Origin of the sequence: Shewanella sp. NKUCC01_JLK (assembly GCF_019345615.1) — a bacterium.
In the GTDB taxonomy this organism is placed as follows: Bacteria; Pseudomonadota; Gammaproteobacteria; order Enterobacterales; family Shewanellaceae; genus Shewanella; species Shewanella oncorhynchi.
The window spans coordinates 143,548-166,419 of the sequence record NZ_JAHKRD010000007.1; the positions used below are offsets into that span (position 1 = coordinate 143,548).

A 22,872-nucleotide genomic window follows, 5' to 3' on the forward strand; every position below is an offset into this window, starting at 1 on the left:
CCATGGGCTTAATACCGAGCAACGTTACAAGAAGCCGAGGTAATGCAGATGTTACAAGAACAAGAACTTAGCGTCAATCATGATGCTGGTGGCAGCAATGTGGTGCCGTTAAGGCCCGTTGCTGACCACAAACAACAAGCGCGGGGTGGGATGGTGAAAGCAGATTTGGATGATGGGTATTTACGACTCTCCAATACGCTGGTGGATGCCCTGTGCCGAACGAAATTGAGTGATCGTGAAAGCCGTGTTGTGTTTGCTGTGATCCGTAGAACCTACGGCTATGGCAAGGCTACTGATTGGGTTTCTTACAGCCAAATTGAAGAGATGACCGAGATTGACACCGACAATGTATCGCGGGTGGTTGGCGGGTTATTAAAGCGCAATGTGCTGGTAAAAGATGGCAAGAAAATTGGTGTTAACCCGACTGTTTCTTCATGGGCTGTTAAACCAACTAAAGCCAAAACTGTCAGTTCTGACAGTGAAAATAACCTGTCTATTCTGACAGTAAAAACTGTCCATTCTGACGGCGAGACTGTCGGAACTGACAGTAAAACATGTCTAGATAGACCCCCACAAAAGAAAGACATTAATACAAAAGACAATACAAAAAACATATGTCCTAAATCAGCGTTTAATCCCTTTTTTAAACTGTACCCAGTGCATCGCAAGGGCGGTAGTGATTCAGCCGCTTGGTCAGCGTGGAAATCTGAAAAGCTTACTGAAGCCGATTGTGAAGCTGCAATCCTATGGCTAACTCAAGCAGCTGCTAGCGATTCAAGTTGGCAAGCAGAGGCCAATGGTCAATACGTGCTTGGCATCACCAAGTTTATCCGCCAACACCATTGGAAAACCCCTTTGCCACGTCCTGCTGCATCACATTTTGATATTGCTGTGCATAGCAATGCCAATGATCGTTTTGACTCAGTTGCTGATGCATTTAACACGGATCTTTAGCCATGATTAATGTGAGTAATGACCTAAGCCGTTTATTAAAAAAAATGGGTGCACCAGAAAATATTAAGCCAATTTCACAGGCAGATATTCTTGAGTTAAAACGCCGTGATGAGCTCCGAGCCGCTAGCGAACATCGGCAGCGCATAACGAATGCATTGTTTGGTAAGAGTGGCTTAAGTCAGCACTTTTTGAGCTGTAATTTTGATAACTACGTTGCTGAAACGGCTGAGCAAGCAAAGGCGTTGAATGTGGCAAAGCGCTATGCCGAAAAGTTTGTTGAGCTAGCAGCCGTTGGCAAAGGTTTCTTGTTTATTGGTACGCCAGGAACAGGAAAAAACCATTTAGCCGCCGCTATCTCTAACGACCTGATGGCAAAAAATCACTCTGTAGTCTTGTTAAGTGTCATGGATTTGTTTGCACGTTTTCGGGCGAGCTATAACGACCGTTCGCTCACTGAAGAACGCTTGATCGCAGAGTTTATGCGCCCTGAGCTATTGATCATTGATGAAATTGGATTACAGCGCGGCAGTATCGACGAAATGCTGTGGCTAACACGCATTATCGACAAGCGTTTATATGGCCTTAAGCCCACTGGCTTTATCACTAACTTGGACTTAGTGGCTTTACAGAGCTTATTGGGTGAACGGGCATACGAGCGCTTACAGGATGCGGCCACTGTAGCGGTGAAATTTAATTGGTCTAGCTATCGCGGTAAAAAAGGATTTGCCAATGGCTCTGGCAATTAAACCGTTACCTGCAGATGCGCCTGACTTTTATAGCGCGATTGTGGCGAAAACTGAGGCTGCTATCACGGTTAAAGATGCCGTTAACGATGCGGTGTTGTTTGTGCCGACTCAGTACTCTGCCGTTGATCTACTCGCACAAGGCTTTCGGTGTGCGCATGAATACCCGCTGTTTTATCACTGCCGTAGTGGTGATTCAGACGCCAAGCGGATTCAAAAGCACATGTCTGTTATTCCTCAGCAGTTTAAGCATTCAGTGTCGATCGAGTACGAACGCTTATTTGCCATTGGTGGGCGTGATGGTCGATTTCAGGCGAATCGGTTTTTAGTGCAGCAGTCGAAGCATTTTAGAGGGGTAGAGGCGTGATTCGAATAGGTATTGATCCTGACCTCACTAAAAGCGGTGTGGCGTCTGTCGTAAACGGCGAAATAGTGATGCTTAAAAGTATGGGGTTTAGTGAGCTGATTGAGTTTGTGGTTAGCAGTGCTACGAGCTCGCCTTGCGCTGTTTTACTCGAAGATGTGGATAACAAGAAGCCGGTATTCCCTAAGCGGTTAAGGCAGTCGGTCAAAGGGCAAAACCCATTGCTTGCCTACGTTGGCCATGCACCTAGCCAAAGCGGATCCAATGCCAAGGTGAACATGAGTATTGCCGAGGACCTAGGCAAAGTGAAAGCCACGGCCAGACTGATTAAAGAAGTGCTTGAGGATAAGGGCATCAAAGTCACTTTGGTAAAGCCGCTGCGTGGTCCGATTAAAAAAGCCAAGGATAGCAGTGTTTATTTTAACAAGATCACCGGTTGGACGGGGCGCAGCAATGCCGACACTCGCGATGCTGCACTGATCGCCATGTTTGGGCAGGGGGAATAATGACAACTCTAAAATTATCGTTTGATGAGCGCATTGATAAAGCGATCGCATTCTATGTCACTCAACAGTTATCGGTCATTGATTCTGCCCAGCGTGCTGACGTTAGCAAAGGCGCACTCACTAGAGCGCTCAAAAAGCGCGGGGTTTTCCGTGATAGATCAGTTTTATGTGCTTCAAATCTTGAAAAGGCCATTGATTTATATGTTGGCGGCTATTCCATTTTAAAGGCGTGTAAAGAGGCTGGTGTTAGTAATTCAACGCTCAGTGATGCTTTGTATTTAAGAAAACTGGTTAGAGAAGATGTGACTCGCAAGCCTGAAAGCTCGGTATCGCGCATTGATCCGCTGGAATCGAAAGAGAGTCGTGTATTTCGCATGGCGCTGGCAATTATTCACAAAAGTGCGGCCCCGACTGCGCCATCACCTCAAGGGACTGACAGATGATATCGATAGAGCGCTTATTTGAGTTGTTGTCGCCCCGCGGTGTTGCGATTGGCGCTGCAGTCGGTGGCAAAGGGGTTTTTAGTAAGGAGGATGCTATGGGTGTTGTCGCGCAGGTGCAGGGTAAGTATTTAGTCGGCGTTAAAGTATTAGAGGCCAGTATTTGCGGCGATATTGATGCCGAGAATTTGCTGATCAACGCCTTAGCCAAACAGTATGAAACCGACTTTAGGCCTGTTGCGGCGACTGCGTTGGCAAAGCTGGCAGTGAATGAAGTGTGCGGAACCCGCATTTGCAATATGTGCGAAGGAACAAAACTCAATTATCACCGCAATGGTGAGTGCAAACACTGCAGTGGTACAGGAAAGAGGTTGAACACGGTTGAGCAGCTGACTAAATCGTTTTGTAATTTAAGCGGTACCAAGATCACCACAGAACAATTTAGCCAGCATTTTTACGACAAGTACATGAGCGGCGTCGACACACTGCACCATCATCAAGCCGATGCCGAACGCCATGCAAAGCGGGTATTGCGCTTAGTCGCTGCTGAAAATGAGCAGGTGAACTAATGAGTACACCAGATAACAGACTTAAATTTAATCACGTCATTTGGAGGCAAGGCCACGTACTTGAAACAAGGACGACTCGTCTTTGGAGTAAGCAAACACTTGAACAAGTCAGCCGGATAGAACGCCGCTGCGCCTTTGCTTACTTTTGTGCCCATGATGAAGGTCGCAGCCGTGAGCTTGTGTATCAATTTGATAGCGCTGAAGAGTGTGCGAAAGCGGTTAATGAGCACAATAAAGCGCTAGCTGAGGCACTATCTAAATGATTGAGACAGTAAACGACTTAGTTAAGCGCCTAGTTAAAGAGGCCGATCAACTCGAGTCTATGGGATCGGTTGATTTGGCTTGTGGCGTTGAAGCTGCAGTGCGGGTGATCCGTGATGAATTAGATGCTAATGCCGCGATTGGTAATGCTGACAGCCACCGCATCGAGCCACTAGAACGCCAGAACAAACGCTTGATGGCGGTACTCGCTAAGCAGTCAGTATTGAATGAACGCTTTGATTTGCTCTGTAAAGACAGCGTGTTATCAACGCCTGAATATAAAGCTATGGTTCTTGCCAAAGAGGCGATTAAACGCCAGATCAATGCGCTGCCAAAGTGCAGAACCTGCCGTGGCGTTGGCAAAGTGAGGCCGATGTTTGCGCTGCATTGCTGTGATAAATGCGGCGGGATCGGCGTGAATATTGCGGCTAATAACGAGCTGGTTAAGCTGCAGCAATCCTTGATCATGACTGAGTTTGAGTTGATTGAAAAACTGACTGCTGACTTGTTTAAGGTTGGGTTATCACCTGCAGATAAAGAAGCCATTGCGATCGAGTATTTTTACGCGGATTGCCGCACTAACCTGAGGTGTGACTAATGGCCGTGACCTGTATTGCGTTAAGTGACGCCGCCATTAAACGGGCGGTTGCCGATCAGTCTATTACTGAAATCAGGGACCCAAGGTTTCCGCTGCGACTGCGTTTGGCCAGTTCACGCAGCCGTGGTAGCTGGCATTTAATCACCTATAAAGACGGCAAGGCCAATTGGGCTAAGGTAGCCGACTGGCCACTAGTGAGCGCTAAGGCAATGCTGGATGATCTACCGTCGTTAAGCATGCAGCATAGGCAAGATCAGAGTGTGAAAGTTAATACCTGGCTAAGTTGCGGCGGGTTATTAAATTGGTATTTAAGCCGGTCACAAACAGACACCAGTTTATCGTTGAAGCGCAAACGCAACATCAAGTGCGCCATCACTAAACACTTAATCCCTGTGCTGGGTGATGTGATGCTGAGTGAGCTTAATCATCATAAGGTTGATGAGCTATTGATTTGGCCCCTGCAGGCTCGCTACGCATTGGGCAGCGTTCGCCAGTATTACGCTATTTTACGTAAGGCCTTCAAACAGGCGACAGTGCTTAAGTTGATTAGTGATGATCCGCTGGCATCATTGAGTTTTACCGATTTTATCTCGACACCCATTGCGACTAAGCCGCCAAAACTACAATCCACTGATCTGCTGCAGCTGCTAACGAATATAGGTAATGCTAACGATGGCGCAGCCATGCTTATATTTATCATGCTGGCTTACGGTACCCGTATCGGTGAAACTCGTTTACTGCGCTGGACCTACTACGACGAGTCCAATGCTAAGCTGGTGATCCCTGCCGACATTACGAAGACACATGCCCAACTGACTATCCCGATCACTCCATTAATGGCTGATGTATTACGTTGGCATAAAGCCATGCAGGAAGCAGCAGGGTATCGTGGTGGGTATTTATTCCCGCATCCTTGTCGCAATGGTGGATTAGATGAACGGTCGGCGAATAGTTTGGTTAAGCAAGTGAGTAACAGTGAATGGACTGCCCATGATTTACGCAAGCTAGCAAGGTCGTGTTGGGCTGACTTAGGCATTGATTACATGGTGGCCGAGCAGATGTTAAACCACTCGATGACCAAGCTAGATCAAGCCTACATTCATACCTATTTAGCCGACCAAAAGAGAGCAGCAATTGAGTTGTGGCACAGTCATTTAATGGCAATTTATAACCCATTTATTGCGTGGTTGAATAAACAGACTCATATCGAGATTTAAATTTTTAAGAAGTTGGCAGCATAGATTATTTTGCTGCCAATGTAAGTTTTTGAGTAAAATAATGTTTACGTGAGAAGTGGAAATCCATGAGTGCTGAAGTAAGCAATGGTACCAGTAGCCGCAGTTGCAATAGCCACTGTATTTGCTAAGTCAGCAAGCATTTGAGATATACTCTTTCCCGTATCGGTATTTTTTAATTCATCCTTAAATGATTCGTTCAGTACGGCATGACCAAGTGTTGCTTCAATTGCATCCATAACAGGCATTGCACCTGAGATGAGGTAATCGTTTATTGCGTTTAAAATTTTATTTAAGTAATGAGTCATAAATTTTTTAAATTCAGTCGACAGATTAGACTTAAGTGTTTCATTAATAAGCTTTTTAAGCTTTTCTCTAAATAAATTTAACTTTTCATTTTCGATAGTTGTTGTTTCAAGCTTTTGATCAAGTAAAGCAGAGATCATCGACAAAGTATTTAAACTATGGCTATCTATATGCCGAATAAAAGTATGCCAATTTTCATTTAAGTTTTGATTTAAAAATGCCGCTTGGATTTGATTGAAGGAATACTGATATCCAGAAATTTGTGCTGGATAATGAAGTGAAACTAAATTTAATATGTCATGTGGAAGTAACATGACTTTTCCAAGCTTACTTAATAAGATTGAATGAGAATTTAGATTATCCCCAGGTACTTCAAGTACTTGCATCCAAGCTAATTTATTCGGTTTTTCTATGCCAATTTTTTTGCCATTCTCAAGGATTTTTAACAATCTTTCTGCAGGGTTATCAGTCATCATAAGTATATGTAGGTAAAGGTTTTAGTTTCAATGGACTTTATCAGTTGTCTGCAATAATAACAATAATTTAAAGACAGGCTGCAAGTTCAAATCTAATGTTTTTATTACTCAAGACAGTATCAAGACAGTATCAAGACAGTATCAAGACAGTATCAAGACAGTATCAAGACAGTATCAAGACAGTATCAAGATAGGAAATAACAGTAAAACTGCTGAAAGCCTTGCCGATAGCGGCTTACAAGGCAATATATGTATCTTCCAAAGAGGAAGATATTTAATGAGTAAAGTGAAGGTTTTAAAAGCTGTTGGCTACATGACAGAGCATAAAGCTCCTGCCAACAAAATAACATCAATCATGAACCCGCCAGGTGATGATTAATGATTACCACCTATATCGCAGGGCCGATCAGTGGCAACGTCAAGGCCAATAAGTTAGCGTTCTTTAGTGCAGAAGAGGAACTGGCCGCAACGGGAAGAGTAGTGTTGCACTCTGCAGGGTTGCCCGTTGGGCTCACAGAACCCCAGTACATGGATATCTGTTACGCCATGATCCGCGCCTGCAGTGAGATAGTGATGTTGCCCGGTTGGCGCAAATCAGCTGGCGCCACCGCCGAGTATTACTACGCCAAGAAGATAGGGCTTAAGATTGTGTTCGTCCCAACTGGAATAGACATTGCCTATGGGATGAGTTTAGTATTTTGATAGCTTAAAAATTAGATTAATGAGTGGCAATATGCTAAATATTGAGACTATTTTCTAATTGAACATAAGGTAATCATGAATTTAGCAGTAAAGGAAATTGTCGAAATTTATACTTCTAATCCTAACTATAGGGCTGAAGTTATCGAGTCTCTTGGGTATGCGGGTGGTGACGATGCCGTTGATGCAATCATGGGAATCTATGATCTTTACCCCAGTTTTAGGATTGACGTACTAAATGCCTTAGGGAAAGCAGGTGGTGATAAAGCTGTGCAATCTATAATGAATATTTATACTAGTAATCCTAGCTTAAGGGATAAAGTTCTGCAGGCATTAGGGCAAGCAGGAAGAGGTTGTAAATAATCTTCGATTTAGCTCTATCTAATGTAATTTAAATTTTTGAGAGCTAAATATTGATAGTCACTGAGGATTAGACATGTAGACATTATCAATGTTTAGTGACGTCAATAATCAGTTAACTGATAACTAAATCATTCAAAATTTGCTAACTACAGCTCAAGCGCTATAATCACTGTAATTATATACAGTGATTTGGTGCTTTTATGCGTGTTTTGCCCTTTATAGCTGTACCAGCACACGCTGGGGTTCATGGCTTTGAAAGCCCTGCAGCAGAATACACACAGCTCGGTTTAAGTCTAGACGAGCTTTTAGTGCAACATCCTAGCGCTACTTACATTGGTATAGCGCAGGGGGATTCGATGCAAGGCGTTGGCATCTTTGACGGTGATGTACTCATTGTGGACAGGCATGTTACAGCTCAACAAGGTAACGTTATCGTTGCAACGCTGAACGGCGAGTTCGTGTGTAAAATCTATGATAAAGCCAGAAAAATGCTTTTATCATCTAATGAACAACAGCAAGCCGTAGAGGTTAAAGATTACGATGACTTCCGTATTGAAGGGGTTGTAACTCGGTCTGTTAGGTTGCACACCCATTGTTCTATATTGGCGGAACAACTATGTATGCCTTAGTTGATGCCAACTCATTTTACTGCAGTGCAGAGCAAGTCTTTCGACCAGATTGGCGTGGCAAGCCAATAATCGTACTAAGCAACAACGATGGATGTATCGTTGCCGCGAATAGGCAAGCCAAGGAAGCTGGTATACCTAAATTTGCGCCTTACTTTCAAGTAAAAGATCAGTGTCAGAAACTCGGGGTAATTGCTTGCTCTTCAAATTACGAGTTGTACGCCGACCTATCGTCCAAGATGATGGAAATTATTGGTCGGTTTGCACCGGATCAACATGTGTATTCTATCGATGAAAGCTTTCTATCCTTCAAGCATTGTTATCCAGCGATTCAGTGCCTAAAGACGCAAGGACAGTTAATCCGCCGTGCAGTATGGAAAGAGGCTTGCTTACCTGTATGTGTTGGCATTGCTGCTAGCCTTACGCTGGCTAAAATTGCCAACCACGCAGCTAAAAAGTTACCGGGTTATAGCGGTGTTTGTGTCATTGATAATGAGACAGAACGGCTAGCCATTTTAAAGCAAACACCCGTTGGTGAGGTGTGGGGAATTGGTCGGCGGATTAGTAAAAAGCTTGAGTTAATGAACATCAACACCGCGCTAGATCTTGCTAAAATGCCAGCAGGACTTGCGAGAAAGCTATTCAGCATTGAGGTTGAACGCACAGTGCGTGAACTCAATGGACAAGAATGTAAACAATGGGACCAAGCCAGAGCGGATAAACAACAGATATTCTCCACCCGTTCGGTTGGCGAAAGGATTATGGATTTTGATTCACTCCTGCAGGCCTTGAGTAAACATGTCGCAATTGCCGCTTCTAAGGCAAGGGCGCAAGGATCAAGTTGTAAATCAATGCTACTGTTCGCCAGCAATTCTCCTTATGACGAACATCCTGCAAGTTTTAAATCTATTGTTCACTTCCCCTGTGCTACTAAGTGCACTGTCGAAATGACCAGAGCGATGACAGCTGCTGCACCTAAATTATTTAGAGAAGGTGTGAGGTATTACAAGATCGGCATTGGGCTCATTAATCTAAGTTGTGACAAGTATCAGCAATTCGACTTATTTAACGCACCGAAAGCAGATCCGGCTTTGATGCAAATACTTGATGGCATTAACTTACGCTATGGCCGTGATACCTTGTTCTTAGCTGCTCAAGGCATAGAACAAAAGTGGGCAATGCGACGTGAACTACTGACGCCACAGTACACTACCAATTGGGCAAGTTTGCCGAAGATTAAATGTTATTAAGTTTAATACGAAAATTATGTGCTTAATCGAATTAATAAAAATGCAATACGGAATTATACCGGATTCTATTTGTTATAAATCATGGTCAATCATGTCTTAAATGTTGGTTAAATTTGTTGACACTGATATTTTTTGTGATATTTTCGTGCTTCACTTTATGGGTGTTAAATAGAATGGAGTTCTGTAATAATATGAGAGTATTAAGGAGTTTTCTAGTTTTTGCATCAGTGATGTTATCATTCAATGCATTTGCAAATAATTGTATTGTATTAAACCCTAACTCAAATATTGAGTTGTATACGCAATATCAAAATCAATCTGCATGTATTAGCTTTAAAAATGTTAATATACAAAAAACATATTTTGTTGCAGACCCAAGCCTTGATAAAGATGCTGCTTATAAGATAAAAATACAAAGCGCAAACGGAAGTGTGATTTTAGACAAAACTCAGTCTGCAGCTGGGGTCAGTACTAATGCTAAACTTAATACAAATTATAGTTCAGAGATTTTAGTTACATTGACCCCAATGACTCAAAATATAGAATATAGATATTTTGTTATTCATGATGAAAATACAACTAGTGGTGAAACTTCTATATACATAGGACTAGCATCTAGAAAAACAATCTCCAATATTCCACCTACTAAGCCTTGTAAAGGGTGCTATAACTCTGACAGTGTAGGCACATTACCCTTGTATATGGCTAGTTCTGCAGGCTCAATGAATGAAGCCTCTCAATGTACAGACGCTAATAGACCACCTGAACCCGCGCCTAAAAATAGAAATACAAATGAAGAGTTAAATATAAATGCTGTATTAAAAGTATCTAGGCAATGGAAAAATGAAATTAATAAGACTCATACGCTTGGTGCTCAAATATCAGCAGCTTTTGCTAGAATGTATGTAATGCATAGAGGTGGAGGCGCTTTGGATGTTGCTCATGATTTATCTAGCAAGTACGGAGGTTCAGCAGAAATGGGGAATTTTCTTTATGGTGCTAATGCAAGAGCTATGGGGCTCCCGTCCTCTTTTATAATTAGAGGTTCTGCTGGTTATCAAGCTATTAGTGATTCAGGCTGGGCAGGCTTTCCACAGGGTGTTTACAATTTCATATCCAATGATGGTGATAATTTTGGAGACTCTGAACAGACTATGAGAGGAATTCGTTACTACGACGAAGTACATCAAAATAACCAAGGAGACACTTCTTCGACATCATGCCAAGATTCTCAAACTCTTAATGGGACAAATAATACTGGCGCAGGAGGAGTAGGAGGCGGGGAAGGCGGTGGTAACGGTGGCGGTGGTGTTAATACATTCCCTGGCGGTGGTGCAGGTTGGGGCGGCGGTGGCGGTGGCGGCGGATGTGCAATGTGGTTAGTTCAAAAAGGCTATCCGCCTCGTTGTTTGTCAAGTAAATAGTATTCAATTCAATATAAGGTATCTAAAATGAAAACTATTTTAGGAAGTTGGCCGTTGTTAGTATCTTTTCTGATTCTTGTTGGCTGCGAAAGCGAACCTACATTTGAAACAATGAAAAAAAATTTTGAAGTTAATAGAATTGCCTTTAATGAACTTCAAAAAATTGCTTGTGAATTAGGAAATGTAAAACAGGATTTTAGTTATACAGATGAAAGGTATAGTTATAATCCAAGTAGGATTGATGATAAATTTAGAAATAAAGACTTAGATAGATTACTCAGCATAATTGGAGGACAGGCTATAGTTTATGAGAAAAACAGTTCTAAAGAGTGTAGCCTTGCAGTTCCATATTTTTTTACTGGAAATGTTGGCGCTGGAAAAACATACGGATATAGCTTTCAGAGAAATGGATTTGTCCTTTTTGATGAAAAGCTACATACCGTAGAGAATACCTTAAAGGTTGGAATGGATTTAAAGTATGATAGACCAATTGAAGATGGTTGGAATTTTTCATTTACGCAATTTTGAACTAGTTAGCAGGTATGCATTGACCTAGTAATTCAAATCCTTTATTGTGTTATAACAATGCGGGTTATAGCATCTAAAGCCACCGAACAGGTGGCTTTTTGCTATCTAGACCTTCTGAATTATTCAAGCCTCAGCACCTGCTGGGGCTTTTTTTTGGGGCAAATTCAATGCGCAATAAGATGATAGTCACAGGCCTTAGCCTATCAGCTGCAGCATTCATTACCTTGATCACCTCAGAAGGGTTTGCGCCACTCGCTACAGTGCCGGTGCAAGGAGATAGGCCGACTGGCGGCTTTGGTTCTACGTATCACGCCGATGGCAGGCCAGTAAAGCTTGGTGAGAAATTCACCCCTATTAATGCGTTGACAACAGCTAAGGCTCACATCTCAAAGGATGAGGAACGCTTCCGCAATAGCTTACCGAATACCGAGCTTAACCAAGCATCTTACGATCTCTATATCGATTGGGTTTACCAGTATGGCATTGGCCGCTGGTCAGATTCACCTATGCGTGATCACGTAATCAAAGGCGAATATCAACAGGCATGTGATGCGCTGCTACTGCCAAAGTATCGCACTGTCGCTGGCTATGACTGTTCAACCCCTGGCAACAAGCGCTGCTATGGCGTCTGGGTTCGAGTGCTAGAGCGGCATCAGCGCTGCATTGATTCACTGAAGTAGATTCACTCAAAATAATATCCAACACAACGCGATTAGAAGCGATTACAGAAGGAGTTAAATTCATGATGCCAGCGGTCAAATCATTCGGTAAAGGCTCTGAAATCAACGCCTATGAATCTGTTGAGGTTTTGTCAGTGGGGGTGGGGCGGGTCGAAACCTTGGGGCTTTTGCCTAACTGACCGTGCGCTCCCATCTTTATACAAAACCGCGAAATGAAACCTTTTTTTCTGGCGCAGGAAGGTCTTGAAAATGTTCAGTACATTAAAGAATAAAATCATTGCGTTAGTTATCGGTTTGTTGGTCGTTTCCATTTTTGCTTTAGGTGTGTTTTTGAGGATAAATCAGGGGCAAATAGCACTGTTAAAGAGTGATTTGGCTAGATCTGAACAATCAAGGGCAAACTTGCAAAAGGATTTGACCTCTGTTTCAGCCTCGCTTGAAGTTGCTGAAAAAGATAAAGAAAACTTGTTATCTAGCCTTAGCCTATTAGCAAAAGCATTAAGCGATCGAGAACGTGATCGAAACGAAATTAAGCAGGAATTTGCAGCAAGTAATAAAGAATTGAAGCAAATTTTTAACGGGGCCATTGATGAAAAAACGAAGTCTTGGGGCACTGCTGATATCCCTGCAGATCTTAATAGGGTGCTCGAGCGTTCAGCCAGGTGTGCGAACCGTTACCGTCACCAAGATAAAGTATGTTTTCCCGCCACAGGAACTGATCAGCCAGTGCCTAGCGCCACGATATTCCAGCAAGAAAAACCAAGAACTTTCTGAATACACCAATTCGTTAATCGAAGTGATTTCATTGTGTGACCGAGATTGGTTAGCACTAGAAAACTGGATTAACGAGCAAAAATCTAAACTGTCTACCGAGTGATCGGGGGGCTAAGTATGAATATCAGAGCGATGACGCCAATTATGGATAAAACAGTGACAACCGGAAGCTATATTGCTTCTATCTCAACTGCCATCGGCGGGTTTTTATCATTGAGCAATATTGCTCTGCTGCTCGGTATTGCCTCAACGGTCGCATTATTTGTTGTGCAGTATCGTCGCAATAAAGCAGCGGAGAAGCGCGATCAGGAATATCACTTAGCACGTATGGCAGCGCTTAAGAGCAATGCTGTGGAAGTGATTAGCTCAGATAGAGGCAGTTGTGATGCATAAAACAACGAGTGCGATAATTAATGGAAAGATGATTTCAGCCCCGTTAAAAACAACGAGTGCGATAATTAACGGAAAGATGATTTCATCCCCGTCAACACCTTCTGAAACTGCGGTTTTAGTTGAACAACTCAAAGCCTTAACCGCGGCCATTAACGCCCAAACCACAGCGATCAGTCAGCTGGTAAATAGTAACCTTGAAATCGTTGATCAGATGATGGCCACAGAGCCAGAAGAAGAAAAACAATCAGGCTATTTAGATGGCTCAGATGAGTTATGAGTCAAAAACCTAGCTGGCGTGATGACAAGCGTAAAACTGCTGAACGTGGGTACGGTGGACGTTGGCAAAAAGCCAGAGAAACATTTTTAAGTCGCCACCCGCTTTGTTGCTACTGCGAAGAAAATGGCAAGATCACAGCCGCAACTGTCGTGGACCACAAAATTCCACACCAAGGTGATCAAGCCTTGTTCTGGGACACCAACAACTGGCAACCGCTTTGTAAGCTTTGCCACGATAGCACTAAAAAAATAATGGAGAATCGAGGGGTAAAGCCTGGTGCTGATGAAAGCGGCAAGCCTACAGACCCTAACCACCATTGGAACAAGTATTGAGGTGAAAAGTGGCAGTAGGAAGAAAATCCACCCCCACTGCGCTCAAGCTAGTTACAGGCAACCCAGGCAAGCGGCCACTCAATAAAAAAGAGCCGAAATTGCAAGCCGGTATTCCTCGCATGCCAGCTCACTTAAGCCCAAGAGCCAAAGCCGCATGGAAGAAACTCACCCTACTGCTTAAAGACATGGGCGTTCTTACCCTTGCCGATGGAATGGCCCTTGAGCGTTTATGTGATGTTTATTCCGAAATCCTTGAGCTCAGAGACGAAATTAAGCAAAACGGTCGAACCTACCAAAGTATCAAAATCATCGGCGAAAACATCGATGAAGAAACCAAAGAATTTACGCAAGTCGAGCAAATGCTAATGAAGGCTAACCCAGCCGTGCAAATGCTGGCTGATGCCGATCGGCGCTTTAGAGCCTATCTCGTTGAATTTGGGCTAACCCCATCAGCCCGTAGCAAAGTACAGGTAACTGATGGCGCCAAGAAAAAAGACGAAGTCGACGAATTCTTCGGATGATATAGAAGATCGCGTCACTCGTTGGGCCACTCAAGTTGTATCAGGTGAGTTCTTAGCGGGACCAGACATCCGCAACGCCTGTAAACGGCATTTAAAAGACTTAGAAACAGGCCACGAACGTGGCCTTTATTTTGACTTAGCCGCAGCAAACCGAGCAATCAGCTTTTTCCCTAAAGTATTGTGCTTAAGTGGCGGTGATCATGAAGGTAAGCCGTTCCACCTGCTAGATTGGCAAGCCTTTATTGTTGGCTCGTTATTTGGTTGGAAAGATGCCGACCATACCCGCCGATTCCGCATGTGTTATGTCGAAAGTGGCAAAGGATCAGGTAAATCACCACTAGCAGGTGGAATAGGGCTTTATGGTTTAGTCGCTGATGGCGAGGCTAGCGCGGAAATTTATGCCGCCGCGACCAAAAAAGATCAGGCCATGATCTTATTCCGCGATGCGGTTTCCATGGTCAACCAGTCGCCGCAGTTAAGCTCAAGATTAAAAAAATCGGGAACGGGCCAGAGTGTTTGGAACCTTGCCTATCTCGAAAAGAACTCATTCTTTAGGCCAATCAGTTCGGACAACGGTCAATCAGGCCCACGTCCGCATATGGCGCTGATTGACGAAGTCCACGAACACAAGAACAACAACGTCGTTGAAATGATGCGCGCCGGCACCAAAGGCCGCAAACAAGCGCTGATCTTCATGATCACCAACTCAGGCCACGACCGCACCAGCGTTTGTTACGCATACCACGAATATGGCAAGGCCATTTGTGCGGGATCCAAACCAGATGATTCCTTCTTCGCCTTTATCTGTTCTCTCGATGAAGGTGACGACCCAATCAATGATGAAAGCTGCTGGCCAAAAGCTAACCCGTCACTCGGGTATACCTTCACGCACAAATACCTGCGTGAACAGGTCACCCAAGCTAAGGGTATGCCAGCAAAAGAGAGCATTGTTCGGCGCTTAAACTTCTGCCAGTGGGTAGATTCTGCCTCGCCTTGGCTATCAGCCGACACATGGACAGATTGTGAAGATGATTTTGATATCAGCGAACTCGTCGGCGAAGAATGCTACGGCGGACTCGACTTATCAGGTACCCGAGATTTAACGGCATTAGCGCTTTACTTCCCGCGAGTAAAAACGTTGTTAGTCGAGTTTTGGACGCCAAAAGACACCTTGCTTGACCGAGAACGCACCGATAACGTGCCGTATTCAGCATGGTTAAGGCAAGGTTTTATCCATGCACCACCCGGGCATGCAGTGGACTACAGCTTTGTCGCCGAACGCATCGCCGACTTATCAGCCCAGTTCGATATCAAATGCATCGGATTTGACCAATACCGGATTAACTACTTAACGCCAGCGCTAACAGAGGCAAACGTGTTTATCCCACTGGTTAAACATGGGCAAGGTTACTACAAGGCATCAGAGTCAAACCTGTGGATGCCGCGCTCAATTGAAGAGTTCGAAAAGCTGATCACCAGCAAGCAGATCAGAATCAAAACCAACCCATGCCTAAGGTGGAACGCAGCAAGCGCAGTGCTTGAGGCCGACGCCAAAGACAACCGTATTTTTACCAAGAAAAAATCCACAGGCCGCATCGATGGCGTAGTCGCCGCCGCAATGGCAGTGGGAACGGCTGATCCAGTAAGTGATGTTCAGTCAACTTCTGTTTACGAAACTTCGGACGTTCTATGTTGATATATATCGCTTTTATTATCGGGCTCGCAGGTGCTCTCTTAGTTTCGTATGGCGCTTGGATGCTGATCCCCGCTGTAGGATTTATCACGCTTGGTAGCTTATGCCTGCTTTGGTCATGGATGGTGACTCGGGCAATGAGTGCAACCAAAGGACCAGGTGAATAAATGTTCATTCCACAAATGTTTAGGGGACCGCGTCAGCAAGGCAATGACGGTTGGCGATGGGTTAGCGCTGTTGGTGGTAGCAATACAGCATCAGGTATACACATCACCCCAGAAAAAGCCCTCGCAATATCAGCTGTTCGCGCCTGCGTAACGTTATTGGCAGAGTCAGTTGCTCAGTTACCTTGTGAGCTTTATCGCAGAGATGGAGAAGGAAGAGTAAGAGCTACAGATCACCCACTGTATGACATTATTCATAACCAGCCAAACCAAAAAGACACCAGCTTTGAATACTACGAGCAATCAATGGGCTGTCTGGGTTTGCGCGGTAATAACTACGCATTAAAAGAATATGATAGCGATGGATACATCAAAGAACTGATCCCGCTAAACCCAGATAAAGTTCAAGTGTTAAAAGGGCCTGATGGCCTGCCGTACTACTATCTTGTTGATATTAACGAAACGCTTCCTGCGAGATTAATCCATCACATCAAAGGCTTTAGCCTTGATGGTTACATTGGCGTATCGCCTATTCAAACCAATCCAGATGTATTTGGGTTGTCATTAGCTACAGAGCAACATGCAGGTAATGTCTTTGCTAATGGCACCACACTCAGCGGCGTGATAGAGCGTCCTCATGACGTCAAGGCAATTGACTCTCAAGAGAAAGTTGACGCCATATTAAGCAAGTTTAAAGAGCGTCACTCAGGCCTACGCAATGCTTTTTCAGTTGCGATGCTGCAAGAGGGAATGAGCTACAAACAGTTATCGATGGATAACGAAAAAGCCCAATTGCTTGAAAGTCGTGGCTTTGGTATTGCGGAAGTGTGTCGCTTATACAAAATTCCGCTGCACATGGTGCAGATGACGGAGAAAACTACCTCTTGGGGATCTGGTATTGAGTCGATGTCGCTTGGGTATGTCATTTACTCGCTCTTGCCATGGCTAAAACGTATTGAGGCAGCACAAACCCGCGATCTACTTTTACCGTCTGAGCGTGGCCAATATTACATAGAGTTCAACGTACAAGGATTGTTACGCGGTGACCAAAAATCCCGATATGAGTCTTACGCAATCGGCCGTAACTGGGGATGGTTAAGTGTTAATGATATTCGTCGCCTAGAAAACATGACACCCATTAGCGGGGGAGAAACTTATTTAACCCCACTCAACATGGTTCCAAGTAATTCAATGCAACAGCACATGAACGCCACCCCAGAACAAATGCAACAGATAGAGGCAATTCTATGCAAGTAAACTATCCAAATTTAGCCAGCATGGTATTCAATACCCCATTGCTAGCGACAAGAACTGCAGTTGATGCCGTTAAATCTGTACTTATCCCGCGTATTATGGGCAATGGCAGCATTGAAATTCCATCATTACAACAAAACCAAACATTACCAGAACCATTAGCCGCAGTTGCTGATGATGACTGTGATATTTCAGGCATGTACACCACTGCAAATGGTCGAGTAGCTGTTATTCCCATTCATGGTCTGTTAATGGCTCGCCGTGGGCATATCACAGCAGCATGTACTGAGCTTAACAGCTATGAAAAGCTGCAAAACCGTATGACTCGGGCGCTTAATAACAACATGATTGAAGAGGTCGTTGTTGACTTCAATACTGGCGGTGGAATGGCAGTAGGCTGCAAAGAACTGGCTGATTTCATCTACCAATCTCGCCAAATAAAGCCCATTAATGCCATCGTTAATTACAACGCCTATTCAGCAGGCTATTACCTCGCTTCTGCCTGTTCAAAAATCATTGTGTCATCAACCTCAGGAGTTGGTTCTATCGGCGTGATCATGGAACACATGGAGTCCAGTAAGTTAGAGGAAAATATGGGACTAAACTTCACGACTTTCTTCCGCGGTGATCATAAGAATGATGGCAGTCCACACGAACCCATCACCGAACAAGCCATTATCGAAATCAATGCTCGCCTTGATGAAACCTACCGCATGTTTACCGAGTCAGTAGCCCAATATCGCAATATTGATGTTCAAAAAATCATTGATACTCAAGCCAGACTTTTTGGCGCTAAAGAAGCCATCACTATGGGGCTTGCTGACGAACTTATGTCGCCATTTGAGGCGATTAATGCGATAGCAAAACCTTATATGTCCCAAACAACAAGAACCAGAAGCATTGGGATGCAAGCTAAAGCTATGAATATGACGAACCAGCTCTAGCCAAGCGGCGGGGCAGTAATGTGCAGCCAATTAGGCTGCATTTTTTTTACCTGAAGGAGATTCACCCATGTTTAAAATCGAAGAACTTCGCCGCAAACGCGCAGAGATTAATGCTCAAGTGCAATTGCTAGCGACAACCGATGCTGAAGGCACGTTAAGCGCTGAACAGCTGGCATCATTCGAAAGCTTATCTGCAGAGTTTGAGTCACTGAGCTCTCAAATCGGTCGTTTAGAAAGTGCTGAGCGTATGAACGCCGCACATGCTAAACCTGTCAGCAAAAATACCTCTGCTGCAGTGCATACCAAAAAAGAAGCCGATCAGTATCAAGGCGCAGCATTTGCTCGTGTAGCCATGTCGATTGCTGCATCGAAAGGTGATCTTGAAGGTGCCGCCCGTTTTGCTAGCGATACGATCGGCGATAGTGATGTATCAATGGCAATCGAAACCTCTGCAGGTTCTGGTGGTGCATTAGTGCCACAGAATACTGCGATGGAAGTGATTGAGTTATTGCGCAATCGCACTATCGTTCGTCGCCTTGGTGCGCGATCTGTGCCATTGCCTAATGGCAATATGACATTGCCACGTATGAGCGGTGGCTCAACATCGACTTACGTTGGTGAAGGCAGCGATGTGTTGGCATCAAATCCAGATCTGGACGATGTAAAGCTGTCAGCAAAAACGATGATCACCTTAGTGCCAATTTCAAACCAATTGATTGGCCAAGCAGGTCGTAACGTTGAAAGCCTGATTCTGCAAGACATGATCGCCTCAATGGCCGTGCGTGAAGATAAAGCTTTTTTACGTGATGATGGCTCAGCATCAACACCAACAGGCTTTAAAAAGACTGCAGAAGTTGCATTAAGAACAGTTCCTTGGTCTGGTGTAGCATCATTGGCCACTATCGACGCATTCCTTGATAGCTTGATTTTAAAGCTGATGGAATCTAACTCCATGATGATCACTCCTGGTTGGGGTTTGTCGCCACGTACTTACATGAAGCTGTTTGGCCTGCGTGATGGTAACGGCAATAAAGTTTACCCAGAAATGGCAACAGGGTTACTGAAAGGCTTCCCTATCCAACACACCAACACCATCCCATCAAACCTAGGTACAGGCACCAACGAATCTGAGATTTACTTTGCAGATTTTAACGATGTCCTTATTGGTGAAAGCGGTAATTTCTCAATCGATTTCAGCCGTGAAGCAACCTACAAAGATGCCGAAGGTAATTTGATCTCTGCCTTTAGCCGCAACCAATCATTAATCCGTGTAGTAACGGACCACGATATTGGTTTCCGTCACCCAGAAGGCCTAGCGCTAGGTACTGCAGTAACTTGGTAATCAGTTAACTGATAAGTAAATCAATAACGGGGCATGCGCCCCGTTTTATTTGAGGCAAATATTATGGCAAAAGCACCAGTGACTAAAGCGACTGATACGGATAAAAAAACGGTATTGGTCACTTTTAAGAAAAATTGGACCCGTTATTCTCCCGGTGATCTTGCAGGGTTTGACGAGTCTGTCGCTACAAAACTAGTTGAGCAGCTAAAAGTTGCTGAACTCTACGAAGAAACACCTGCTGATACTACTGAAGGTAAAAAGGAGTAACTAACATGCCGCTGGTCACACTGGAAGCTGCTCGGCGGCAAGTTAACCTGCTCGAGTCAGAGACGTTTCAAGATACATATTTAACACAACTCATTGCAGCAGTAGAAGCCCATATTCGCCGCCGTTTAAGCTGCACCTTTGTTGAAACCACTGCTGAACTTGAAGCAATGGACCCTAAGCCAGTTAAAGCCATTATCATTGACCAAAGCCAAGATTTAACTCTTGCAGCTCTGCTGTTAATTGGGCACTGGTTTAATAACCGAGAAGCAGTATCAACAGAACAAATGGTCGAAGTGCCAATGGCATTTGAAAACCTCATATTTGAATTTAGAGACTTGGCAATAGGGTGATCTCATGTCTAGCGGCAATTACCGGCATAGAATCGATATTTACACCGCCACAAAACAGCAAGATCCACTATCTGGTGAAGAGCTTGACCAATGGACGCTAGCATTCCAAACCATGGCTAACTTTTCTTCACTATCGGTAAGAGACTTTATTGCCGCCGCAGCAGCGCAATCAAAAATATCGGGTGAATTTACTCTCCACTATCGTGACGGTTTCCCAAGTGAATTTAGAATTAAGCATGCTGGAAAAATCTATAAGCCAGAAGGTGTTATGCCAGATGATAAATCTGGTCGTCAAAAACTGATTATTCCAGTGTCTGAATCAACTGATGTTTTAGTAGGTTAACCATGGCGGCAAAATTCGATTTTAGTCTCATTGGCTTAAAAGAAGTTAAAGCCAAAATGAACAAGGTTAGCCAAACCGTGCTTGATACTGGTACTCGTACCGCGCTGCGTAAAGCCGCTGGCATAGTCAAAAAAGCGGCTCAAGAAAATTCGCTCAATGTGGACGATCCCAAAACAGGTAGGCGCATTCGCGACAACATCACACTGCAGTTTGCTAGCCGGCTATTTCAACGCGAAGGCGTGATCATGTATCGAGTTGGCATTGCCACCAATCGAGGCCGTATTCCTACTCCTAACGCCGACGAAGGTGCGCGCGGTAATACCCCACACTGGCATTTAGTCGAGTTTGGTACCGAACACGCCCAAGCACAGCCATTTATGCGTCCAGCACTGGCCAATAACATCAATCAAGTGATCGGCCGTTTTACGGTCGAATTTGATAAAGAACTCGATAAGGCACTTTCATGAGTATGGCGCCCATTTTTGTCGTGTGCCGAGCAAGCACGGCAGTGACTGATTTACTTGGCACCAATCCGACAAGACTCTATCCATTCGGCCAAGCGCCGCAAAACGTAGCCAAACCTTATGCGGTTTGGCAGGTGATCGGCGGTAGCCCTGAAAACTATATCTCAGGCCGACCAGATACCGACACCTTTGCACTGCAAGTGGATGTATATGCCGATTCAGGCAGTTCGGCTAATGCCGTGGGTGATGCAATTCGCTTCGCCACTGAATTAGAGGCGCATACCACCAATTACAACGGCGATAGTCGTGACAAAGAAACAGGCAATTATCGTCACAGCTTTGACATCGATTGGATAGTCACAAGATAACCAAATAAACACCATTTCATAAAACCCAAAGCCTCTGCAACCGCAGGGGCTTTTTTGTATCTGCCGTAAGGCTATTGTTAGGAGCACACACATGAGTATGAAAACGCAGGGCACACAGCTCTATGCAATCGATCCGGCAGATGATTCCATTTTAGGTGTCATCGCTGTGACCAGTATTGATGGCATTGACAGCCCAGTTGATCCCATCGAAACCACCCCATTAGAAGCTATGGCCCGTGAGTTTGTGGCAGGTTTGAAATCACCTGGTGCGGCCACGTTTGGTATCAACATCGACCCACGAATTCCAAGCCACCTACGCCTGCACCAAATTAAAACCGCAGGTACAACCATTAAGTGGGCGATTGGTTTTAGTGATGCTGTTGGTACTCCGCCAACTGTCACCACTAAAGAATTCACCTTACCCACAACCCGTACTTGGATCACCTTCGAAGGTTTCATGACGGCCTATCCATTTACGTTTGCACAAAACGATGTGGTTAAGTCCACTATCGGCATTCAGGTATCAGGCGATCCGATTCTAGTGCCTGCCGCCGTAACGCCTTAATCATAGACACGCCTGATTAACCTAAATGAAGCCCACTTAATCAGTGGGCTTTTGCTCAACCGTCTTAACTTAATCCTAAAGGAACAATCATGGAATTAAGTGTTGCTAGCCTTATTCAGTCAAATTCCTATTCTCCTGCAAAGCCAGAACGCCGCGAAATTTCGTGGATCAACCCCGCTGGTGAAACTTGTACCGCATCGGTATATATCCGTAAAAAGTCATTCGCCACGGCTAATATAGAAGCCAATAACTACCACAGTGGTATTGACTCGCTCACCTCGCGCATTGTGTCCAGTATTGTAGATGAACACGGAAAACCCTTATTTGAGATTGACGACATTCTAGGCAATGACGCCCATGGCCCAATCTGCGACTCACTCGGTATGGCGTTAATCGGAGCGATTAACGAAGTGAATGGTTTCGGGTTAAAACCGGACCCAAAAGCCTTACCGCCGACGACGAATTCTGGCACGAACTCGTCCTCGCAGGCGTTGGCGGACGAACCATCGAAGAAGCCCAGCAAAACCTCACGCACCGAGAAGTCATCAACTGGATTGCATACCGAGAAAAGTTCGGCCCCTTAAGCCTTCAAGCACGGCAAGAACGCATTGCAGCAGCGCAAATGCACCACCTCAATATCATTCACGGCGGCAAAGCCGATCTTGAACACTTCATGTTGTACAGCCAGTTGAATGAAGCGCCGCAGCAAGAAGCCACAGTTGATGATGTGCTGCTGATGCTAAAAGCCAGCGCCATCAAAAAGTAATTCAAATTAGTAGCAATAAGGCCAAGGACGGCC

General features: G+C 44.6%; 35 protein-coding genes. 34 read left to right on the forward strand and 1 reads right to left on the reverse strand.

Annotated features, from left to right (window positions below):
* The first annotated feature begins 48 nt into the window (after nucleotides 1-48).
* Genes KO537_RS09430 through KO537_RS09470 form a run of 9 tightly spaced genes read left to right on the forward strand, consistent with a single transcriptional unit; the run spans nucleotide 49 to nucleotide 5,652 of the window.
* Nucleotides 49-954 carry a replication protein gene (locus KO537_RS09430; protein WP_219234334.1) on the forward strand — a complete coding sequence of 302 codons (906 nt, stop codon included), beginning with the start codon at nucleotides 49-51 and terminating at the stop codon, nucleotides 952-954.
* A 2-nt stretch (nucleotides 955-956) separates the two neighbouring features.
* Nucleotides 957-1,700 (forward strand): ATP-binding protein, encoded by a 744-nt coding sequence (locus KO537_RS09435; RefSeq protein ID WP_219234335.1) that lies wholly within the window; start codon nucleotides 957-959, stop codon nucleotides 1,698-1,700.
* Nucleotides 1,684-2,064, forward strand: coding sequence for a hypothetical protein (locus KO537_RS09440; protein ID WP_219234336.1), 381 nt, complete (start codon nucleotides 1,684-1,686; stop codon nucleotides 2,062-2,064). Before KO537_RS09435 ends, KO537_RS09440 begins: the two co-directional genes overlap by 17 nt.
* Nucleotides 2,061-2,567, forward strand: coding sequence for a hypothetical protein (locus tag KO537_RS09445; protein ID WP_219234337.1), 507 nt, complete (start codon nucleotides 2,061-2,063; stop codon nucleotides 2,565-2,567). Before KO537_RS09440 ends, KO537_RS09445 begins: the two co-directional genes overlap by 4 nt.
* Nucleotides 2,567-3,010, forward strand: coding sequence for a hypothetical protein (locus tag KO537_RS09450; RefSeq protein WP_012587941.1), 444 nt, complete (start codon nucleotides 2,567-2,569; stop codon nucleotides 3,008-3,010). Before KO537_RS09445 ends, KO537_RS09450 begins: the two co-directional genes overlap by 1 nt.
* Nucleotides 3,007-3,576, forward strand: a complete 570-nt coding sequence (locus tag KO537_RS09455) for a TIGR02642 family protein (protein ID WP_219234338.1) — start codon at nucleotides 3,007-3,009, stop codon at nucleotides 3,574-3,576. The genes KO537_RS09450 and KO537_RS09455 overlap by 4 nt, the downstream gene beginning before the upstream one ends.
* Nucleotides 3,576-3,839 (forward strand): hypothetical protein, encoded by a 264-nt coding sequence (locus KO537_RS09460; protein ID WP_219234339.1) that lies wholly within the window; start codon nucleotides 3,576-3,578, stop codon nucleotides 3,837-3,839. Before KO537_RS09455 ends, KO537_RS09460 begins: the two co-directional genes overlap by 1 nt.
* On the forward strand, nucleotides 3,836-4,435 hold the full coding sequence (locus KO537_RS09465; RefSeq protein ID WP_219234340.1) for a hypothetical protein: 600 nt from the start codon (nucleotides 3,836-3,838) through the stop codon (nucleotides 4,433-4,435). The genes KO537_RS09460 and KO537_RS09465 overlap by 4 nt, the downstream gene beginning before the upstream one ends.
* Nucleotides 4,435-5,652 carry a tyrosine-type recombinase/integrase gene (locus tag KO537_RS09470; RefSeq protein ID WP_219234341.1) on the forward strand — a complete coding sequence of 406 codons (1,218 nt, stop codon included), beginning with the start codon at nucleotides 4,435-4,437 and terminating at the stop codon, nucleotides 5,650-5,652. Before KO537_RS09465 ends, KO537_RS09470 begins: the two co-directional genes overlap by 1 nt.
* A gap of 65 nt (nucleotides 5,653-5,717) precedes the next feature.
* Here KO537_RS09470 and KO537_RS09475 read toward each other — a convergent pair whose 3' ends face one another.
* Complete coding sequence (locus KO537_RS09475; RefSeq protein WP_219234342.1) at nucleotides 5,718-6,452, reverse strand: hypothetical protein; 735 nt, start codon at nucleotides 6,450-6,452, stop codon at nucleotides 5,718-5,720.
* 378 nt (nucleotides 6,453-6,830) lie between these two features.
* Between KO537_RS09475 and KO537_RS09480 the strand changes: the two genes are divergently transcribed.
* From KO537_RS09480 to KO537_RS09600, 25 genes are all read left to right on the forward strand, one after another.
* A complete protein-coding gene (locus KO537_RS09480) occupies nucleotides 6,831-7,154 on the forward strand; it encodes a DUF4406 domain-containing protein (RefSeq protein ID WP_219234343.1) in 324 nt (107 codons plus the stop codon).
* A 75-nt stretch (nucleotides 7,155-7,229) separates the two neighbouring features.
* Nucleotides 7,230-7,514: a HEAT repeat domain-containing protein gene (locus KO537_RS09485; protein ID WP_219234344.1), complete on the forward strand. Its 285-nt coding sequence runs from the start codon at nucleotides 7,230-7,232 to the stop codon at nucleotides 7,512-7,514.
* 200 nt (nucleotides 7,515-7,714) lie between these two features.
* Nucleotides 7,715-8,143, forward strand: a complete 429-nt coding sequence (gene umuD, locus KO537_RS09490) for a translesion error-prone DNA polymerase V autoproteolytic subunit (protein WP_219234345.1) — start codon at nucleotides 7,715-7,717, stop codon at nucleotides 8,141-8,143.
* Nucleotides 8,131-9,390 carry a Y-family DNA polymerase gene (locus tag KO537_RS09495; RefSeq protein WP_219234346.1) on the forward strand — a complete coding sequence of 420 codons (1,260 nt, stop codon included), beginning with the start codon at nucleotides 8,131-8,133 and terminating at the stop codon, nucleotides 9,388-9,390. Before umuD ends, KO537_RS09495 begins: the two co-directional genes overlap by 13 nt.
* A 191-nt stretch (nucleotides 9,391-9,581) precedes the next feature.
* Nucleotides 9,582-10,814 carry a polymorphic toxin type 44 domain-containing protein gene (locus KO537_RS09500; protein WP_219234347.1) on the forward strand — a complete coding sequence of 411 codons (1,233 nt, stop codon included), beginning with the start codon at nucleotides 9,582-9,584 and terminating at the stop codon, nucleotides 10,812-10,814.
* A gap of 27 nt (nucleotides 10,815-10,841) precedes the next feature.
* Nucleotides 10,842-11,342, forward strand: a complete 501-nt coding sequence (locus KO537_RS09505; RefSeq protein ID WP_173496337.1) for a hypothetical protein — start codon at nucleotides 10,842-10,844, stop codon at nucleotides 11,340-11,342.
* Between the two features lie 167 nt (nucleotides 11,343-11,509).
* The gene (locus tag KO537_RS09510) at nucleotides 11,510-12,022 is read left to right on the forward strand and encodes a lysozyme (protein WP_219234348.1); all 513 of its coding nucleotides are present in this window, start codon (nucleotides 11,510-11,512) and stop codon (nucleotides 12,020-12,022) included.
* Nucleotides 12,023-12,271: 249 nt separating this feature from the next.
* Nucleotides 12,272-12,796, forward strand: coding sequence for a hypothetical protein (locus KO537_RS09515; protein ID WP_219234349.1), 525 nt, complete (start codon nucleotides 12,272-12,274; stop codon nucleotides 12,794-12,796).
* A gap of 117 nt (nucleotides 12,797-12,913) precedes the next feature.
* On the forward strand, nucleotides 12,914-13,189 hold the full coding sequence (locus tag KO537_RS09520; protein WP_219234350.1) for an HP1 family phage holin: 276 nt from the start codon (nucleotides 12,914-12,916) through the stop codon (nucleotides 13,187-13,189).
* Nucleotides 13,190-13,265: 76 nt separating this feature from the next.
* Nucleotides 13,266-13,466: a hypothetical protein gene (locus KO537_RS09525; RefSeq protein ID WP_219234406.1), complete on the forward strand. Its 201-nt coding sequence runs from the start codon at nucleotides 13,266-13,268 to the stop codon at nucleotides 13,464-13,466.
* Nucleotides 13,463-13,798 (forward strand): HNH endonuclease signature motif containing protein, encoded by a 336-nt coding sequence (locus KO537_RS09530; protein WP_219234351.1) that lies wholly within the window; start codon nucleotides 13,463-13,465, stop codon nucleotides 13,796-13,798. Before KO537_RS09525 ends, KO537_RS09530 begins: the two co-directional genes overlap by 4 nt.
* Nucleotides 13,799-13,806: 8 nt before the next feature.
* Nucleotides 13,807-14,319 carry a phage terminase small subunit P27 family gene (locus tag KO537_RS09535; protein ID WP_219234352.1) on the forward strand — a complete coding sequence of 171 codons (513 nt, stop codon included), beginning with the start codon at nucleotides 13,807-13,809 and terminating at the stop codon, nucleotides 14,317-14,319.
* A complete protein-coding gene (locus tag KO537_RS09540; protein WP_219234353.1) occupies nucleotides 14,276-16,015 on the forward strand; it encodes a terminase TerL endonuclease subunit in 1,740 nt (579 codons plus the stop codon). The genes KO537_RS09535 and KO537_RS09540 overlap by 44 nt, the downstream gene beginning before the upstream one ends.
* A complete protein-coding gene (locus KO537_RS09545) occupies nucleotides 16,009-16,179 on the forward strand; it encodes a hypothetical protein (RefSeq protein WP_219234354.1) in 171 nt (56 codons plus the stop codon). Before KO537_RS09540 ends, KO537_RS09545 begins: the two co-directional genes overlap by 7 nt.
* Entirely contained in the window at nucleotides 16,180-17,433 is a 1,254-nt protein-coding gene (locus tag KO537_RS09550; protein WP_219234355.1) for a phage portal protein, read from the forward strand.
* Nucleotides 17,424-18,374, forward strand: coding sequence for a S49 family peptidase (locus KO537_RS09555; RefSeq protein WP_219234356.1), 951 nt, complete (start codon nucleotides 17,424-17,426; stop codon nucleotides 18,372-18,374). Before KO537_RS09550 ends, KO537_RS09555 begins: the two co-directional genes overlap by 10 nt.
* Before the next feature lie 67 nt (nucleotides 18,375-18,441).
* On the forward strand, nucleotides 18,442-19,716 hold the full coding sequence (locus KO537_RS09560; RefSeq protein ID WP_219234357.1) for a phage major capsid protein: 1,275 nt from the start codon (nucleotides 18,442-18,444) through the stop codon (nucleotides 19,714-19,716).
* Nucleotides 19,717-19,779: 63 nt separating this feature from the next.
* Nucleotides 19,780-19,983: a hypothetical protein gene (locus KO537_RS09565; RefSeq protein WP_219234358.1), complete on the forward strand. Its 204-nt coding sequence runs from the start codon at nucleotides 19,780-19,782 to the stop codon at nucleotides 19,981-19,983.
* Nucleotides 19,984-19,988: 5 nt separating this feature from the next.
* The gene (locus tag KO537_RS09570; protein ID WP_219234359.1) at nucleotides 19,989-20,333 is read left to right on the forward strand and encodes a head-tail connector protein; all 345 of its coding nucleotides are present in this window, start codon (nucleotides 19,989-19,991) and stop codon (nucleotides 20,331-20,333) included.
* 4 nt (nucleotides 20,334-20,337) lie between these two features.
* Nucleotides 20,338-20,676: a phage head closure protein gene (locus tag KO537_RS09575; protein WP_219234360.1), complete on the forward strand. Its 339-nt coding sequence runs from the start codon at nucleotides 20,338-20,340 to the stop codon at nucleotides 20,674-20,676.
* 2 nt (nucleotides 20,677-20,678) lie between these two features.
* A complete protein-coding gene (locus KO537_RS09580) occupies nucleotides 20,679-21,143 on the forward strand; it encodes an HK97-gp10 family putative phage morphogenesis protein (RefSeq protein WP_219234361.1) in 465 nt (154 codons plus the stop codon).
* Entirely contained in the window at nucleotides 21,140-21,508 is a 369-nt protein-coding gene (locus tag KO537_RS09585; RefSeq protein WP_219234362.1) for a DUF3168 domain-containing protein, read from the forward strand. The genes KO537_RS09580 and KO537_RS09585 overlap by 4 nt, the downstream gene beginning before the upstream one ends.
* A 91-nt stretch (nucleotides 21,509-21,599) precedes the next feature.
* Nucleotides 21,600-22,073, forward strand: coding sequence for a phage tail tube protein (locus tag KO537_RS09590; RefSeq protein ID WP_168823852.1), 474 nt, complete (start codon nucleotides 21,600-21,602; stop codon nucleotides 22,071-22,073).
* 89 nt (nucleotides 22,074-22,162) lie between these two features.
* Nucleotides 22,163-22,657 (forward strand): phage tail assembly chaperone family protein, TAC, encoded by a 495-nt coding sequence (locus KO537_RS09595; RefSeq protein WP_219234363.1) that lies wholly within the window; start codon nucleotides 22,163-22,165, stop codon nucleotides 22,655-22,657.
* Nucleotides 22,658-22,695: 38 nt separating this feature from the next.
* Nucleotides 22,696-22,839 carry a hypothetical protein gene (locus tag KO537_RS09600; protein ID WP_219234364.1) on the forward strand — a complete coding sequence of 48 codons (144 nt, stop codon included), beginning with the start codon at nucleotides 22,696-22,698 and terminating at the stop codon, nucleotides 22,837-22,839.
* Nucleotides 22,840-22,872: the final 33 nt, after the last annotated feature.

What these genes read in the sequence shown, in the direction of transcription:
- KO537_RS09430 (WP_219234334.1), top strand. Translation starts at nt 49, where the DNA reads ATGTTACAAGAACAAGAACTTAGCGTCAATCATGATGCTGGTGGCAGC.
- KO537_RS09435 (WP_219234335.1), top strand. Translation starts at nt 957, where the DNA reads ATGATTAATGTGAGTAATGACCTAAGCCGTTTATTAAAAAAAATGGGT.
- KO537_RS09440 (WP_219234336.1), top strand. Translation starts at nt 1,684, where the DNA reads ATGGCTCTGGCAATTAAACCGTTACCTGCAGATGCGCCTGACTTTTAT.
- KO537_RS09450 (WP_012587941.1), top strand. Translation starts at nt 2,567, where the DNA reads ATGACAACTCTAAAATTATCGTTTGATGAGCGCATTGATAAAGCGATC.
- KO537_RS09455 (WP_219234338.1), top strand. Translation starts at nt 3,007, where the DNA reads ATGATATCGATAGAGCGCTTATTTGAGTTGTTGTCGCCCCGCGGTGTT.
- KO537_RS09460 (WP_219234339.1), top strand. Translation starts at nt 3,576, where the DNA reads ATGAGTACACCAGATAACAGACTTAAATTTAATCACGTCATTTGGAGG.
- KO537_RS09465 (WP_219234340.1), top strand. Translation starts at nt 3,836, where the DNA reads ATGATTGAGACAGTAAACGACTTAGTTAAGCGCCTAGTTAAAGAGGCC.
- KO537_RS09470 (WP_219234341.1), top strand. Translation starts at nt 4,435, where the DNA reads ATGGCCGTGACCTGTATTGCGTTAAGTGACGCCGCCATTAAACGGGCG.
- KO537_RS09475 (WP_219234342.1), bottom strand. Translation starts at nt 6,452, where the DNA reads ATGATGACTGATAACCCTGCAGAAAGATTGTTAAAAATCCTTGAGAAT.
- KO537_RS09480 (WP_219234343.1), top strand. Translation starts at nt 6,831, where the DNA reads ATGATTACCACCTATATCGCAGGGCCGATCAGTGGCAACGTCAAGGCC.
- KO537_RS09485 (WP_219234344.1), top strand. Translation starts at nt 7,230, where the DNA reads ATGAATTTAGCAGTAAAGGAAATTGTCGAAATTTATACTTCTAATCCT.
- umuD (WP_219234345.1), top strand. Translation starts at nt 7,715, where the DNA reads ATGCGTGTTTTGCCCTTTATAGCTGTACCAGCACACGCTGGGGTTCAT.
- KO537_RS09495 (WP_219234346.1), top strand. Translation starts at nt 8,131, where the DNA reads ATGTATGCCTTAGTTGATGCCAACTCATTTTACTGCAGTGCAGAGCAA.
- KO537_RS09500 (WP_219234347.1), top strand. Translation starts at nt 9,582, where the DNA reads ATGAGAGTATTAAGGAGTTTTCTAGTTTTTGCATCAGTGATGTTATCA.
- KO537_RS09505 (WP_173496337.1), top strand. Translation starts at nt 10,842, where the DNA reads ATGAAAACTATTTTAGGAAGTTGGCCGTTGTTAGTATCTTTTCTGATT.
- KO537_RS09510 (WP_219234348.1), top strand. Translation starts at nt 11,510, where the DNA reads ATGCGCAATAAGATGATAGTCACAGGCCTTAGCCTATCAGCTGCAGCA.
- KO537_RS09515 (WP_219234349.1), top strand. Translation starts at nt 12,272, where the DNA reads ATGTTCAGTACATTAAAGAATAAAATCATTGCGTTAGTTATCGGTTTG.
- KO537_RS09520 (WP_219234350.1), top strand. Translation starts at nt 12,914, where the DNA reads ATGAATATCAGAGCGATGACGCCAATTATGGATAAAACAGTGACAACC.
- KO537_RS09525 (WP_219234406.1), top strand. Translation starts at nt 13,266, where the DNA reads ATGATTTCATCCCCGTCAACACCTTCTGAAACTGCGGTTTTAGTTGAA.
- KO537_RS09530 (WP_219234351.1), top strand. Translation starts at nt 13,463, where the DNA reads ATGAGTCAAAAACCTAGCTGGCGTGATGACAAGCGTAAAACTGCTGAA.
- KO537_RS09540 (WP_219234353.1), top strand. Translation starts at nt 14,276, where the DNA reads ATGGCGCCAAGAAAAAAGACGAAGTCGACGAATTCTTCGGATGATATA.
- KO537_RS09545 (WP_219234354.1), top strand. Translation starts at nt 16,009, where the DNA reads ATGTTGATATATATCGCTTTTATTATCGGGCTCGCAGGTGCTCTCTTA.
- KO537_RS09550 (WP_219234355.1), top strand. Translation starts at nt 16,180, where the DNA reads ATGTTCATTCCACAAATGTTTAGGGGACCGCGTCAGCAAGGCAATGAC.
- KO537_RS09555 (WP_219234356.1), top strand. Translation starts at nt 17,424, where the DNA reads ATGCAAGTAAACTATCCAAATTTAGCCAGCATGGTATTCAATACCCCA.
- KO537_RS09560 (WP_219234357.1), top strand. Translation starts at nt 18,442, where the DNA reads ATGTTTAAAATCGAAGAACTTCGCCGCAAACGCGCAGAGATTAATGCT.
- KO537_RS09565 (WP_219234358.1), top strand. Translation starts at nt 19,780, where the DNA reads ATGGCAAAAGCACCAGTGACTAAAGCGACTGATACGGATAAAAAAACG.
- KO537_RS09570 (WP_219234359.1), top strand. Translation starts at nt 19,989, where the DNA reads ATGCCGCTGGTCACACTGGAAGCTGCTCGGCGGCAAGTTAACCTGCTC.
- KO537_RS09575 (WP_219234360.1), top strand. Translation starts at nt 20,338, where the DNA reads ATGTCTAGCGGCAATTACCGGCATAGAATCGATATTTACACCGCCACA.
- KO537_RS09580 (WP_219234361.1), top strand. Translation starts at nt 20,679, where the DNA reads ATGGCGGCAAAATTCGATTTTAGTCTCATTGGCTTAAAAGAAGTTAAA.
- KO537_RS09585 (WP_219234362.1), top strand. Translation starts at nt 21,140, where the DNA reads ATGAGTATGGCGCCCATTTTTGTCGTGTGCCGAGCAAGCACGGCAGTG.
- KO537_RS09590 (WP_168823852.1), top strand. Translation starts at nt 21,600, where the DNA reads ATGAGTATGAAAACGCAGGGCACACAGCTCTATGCAATCGATCCGGCA.
- KO537_RS09595 (WP_219234363.1), top strand. Translation starts at nt 22,163, where the DNA reads ATGGAATTAAGTGTTGCTAGCCTTATTCAGTCAAATTCCTATTCTCCT.
- KO537_RS09600 (WP_219234364.1), top strand. Translation starts at nt 22,696, where the DNA reads ATGCACCACCTCAATATCATTCACGGCGGCAAAGCCGATCTTGAACAC.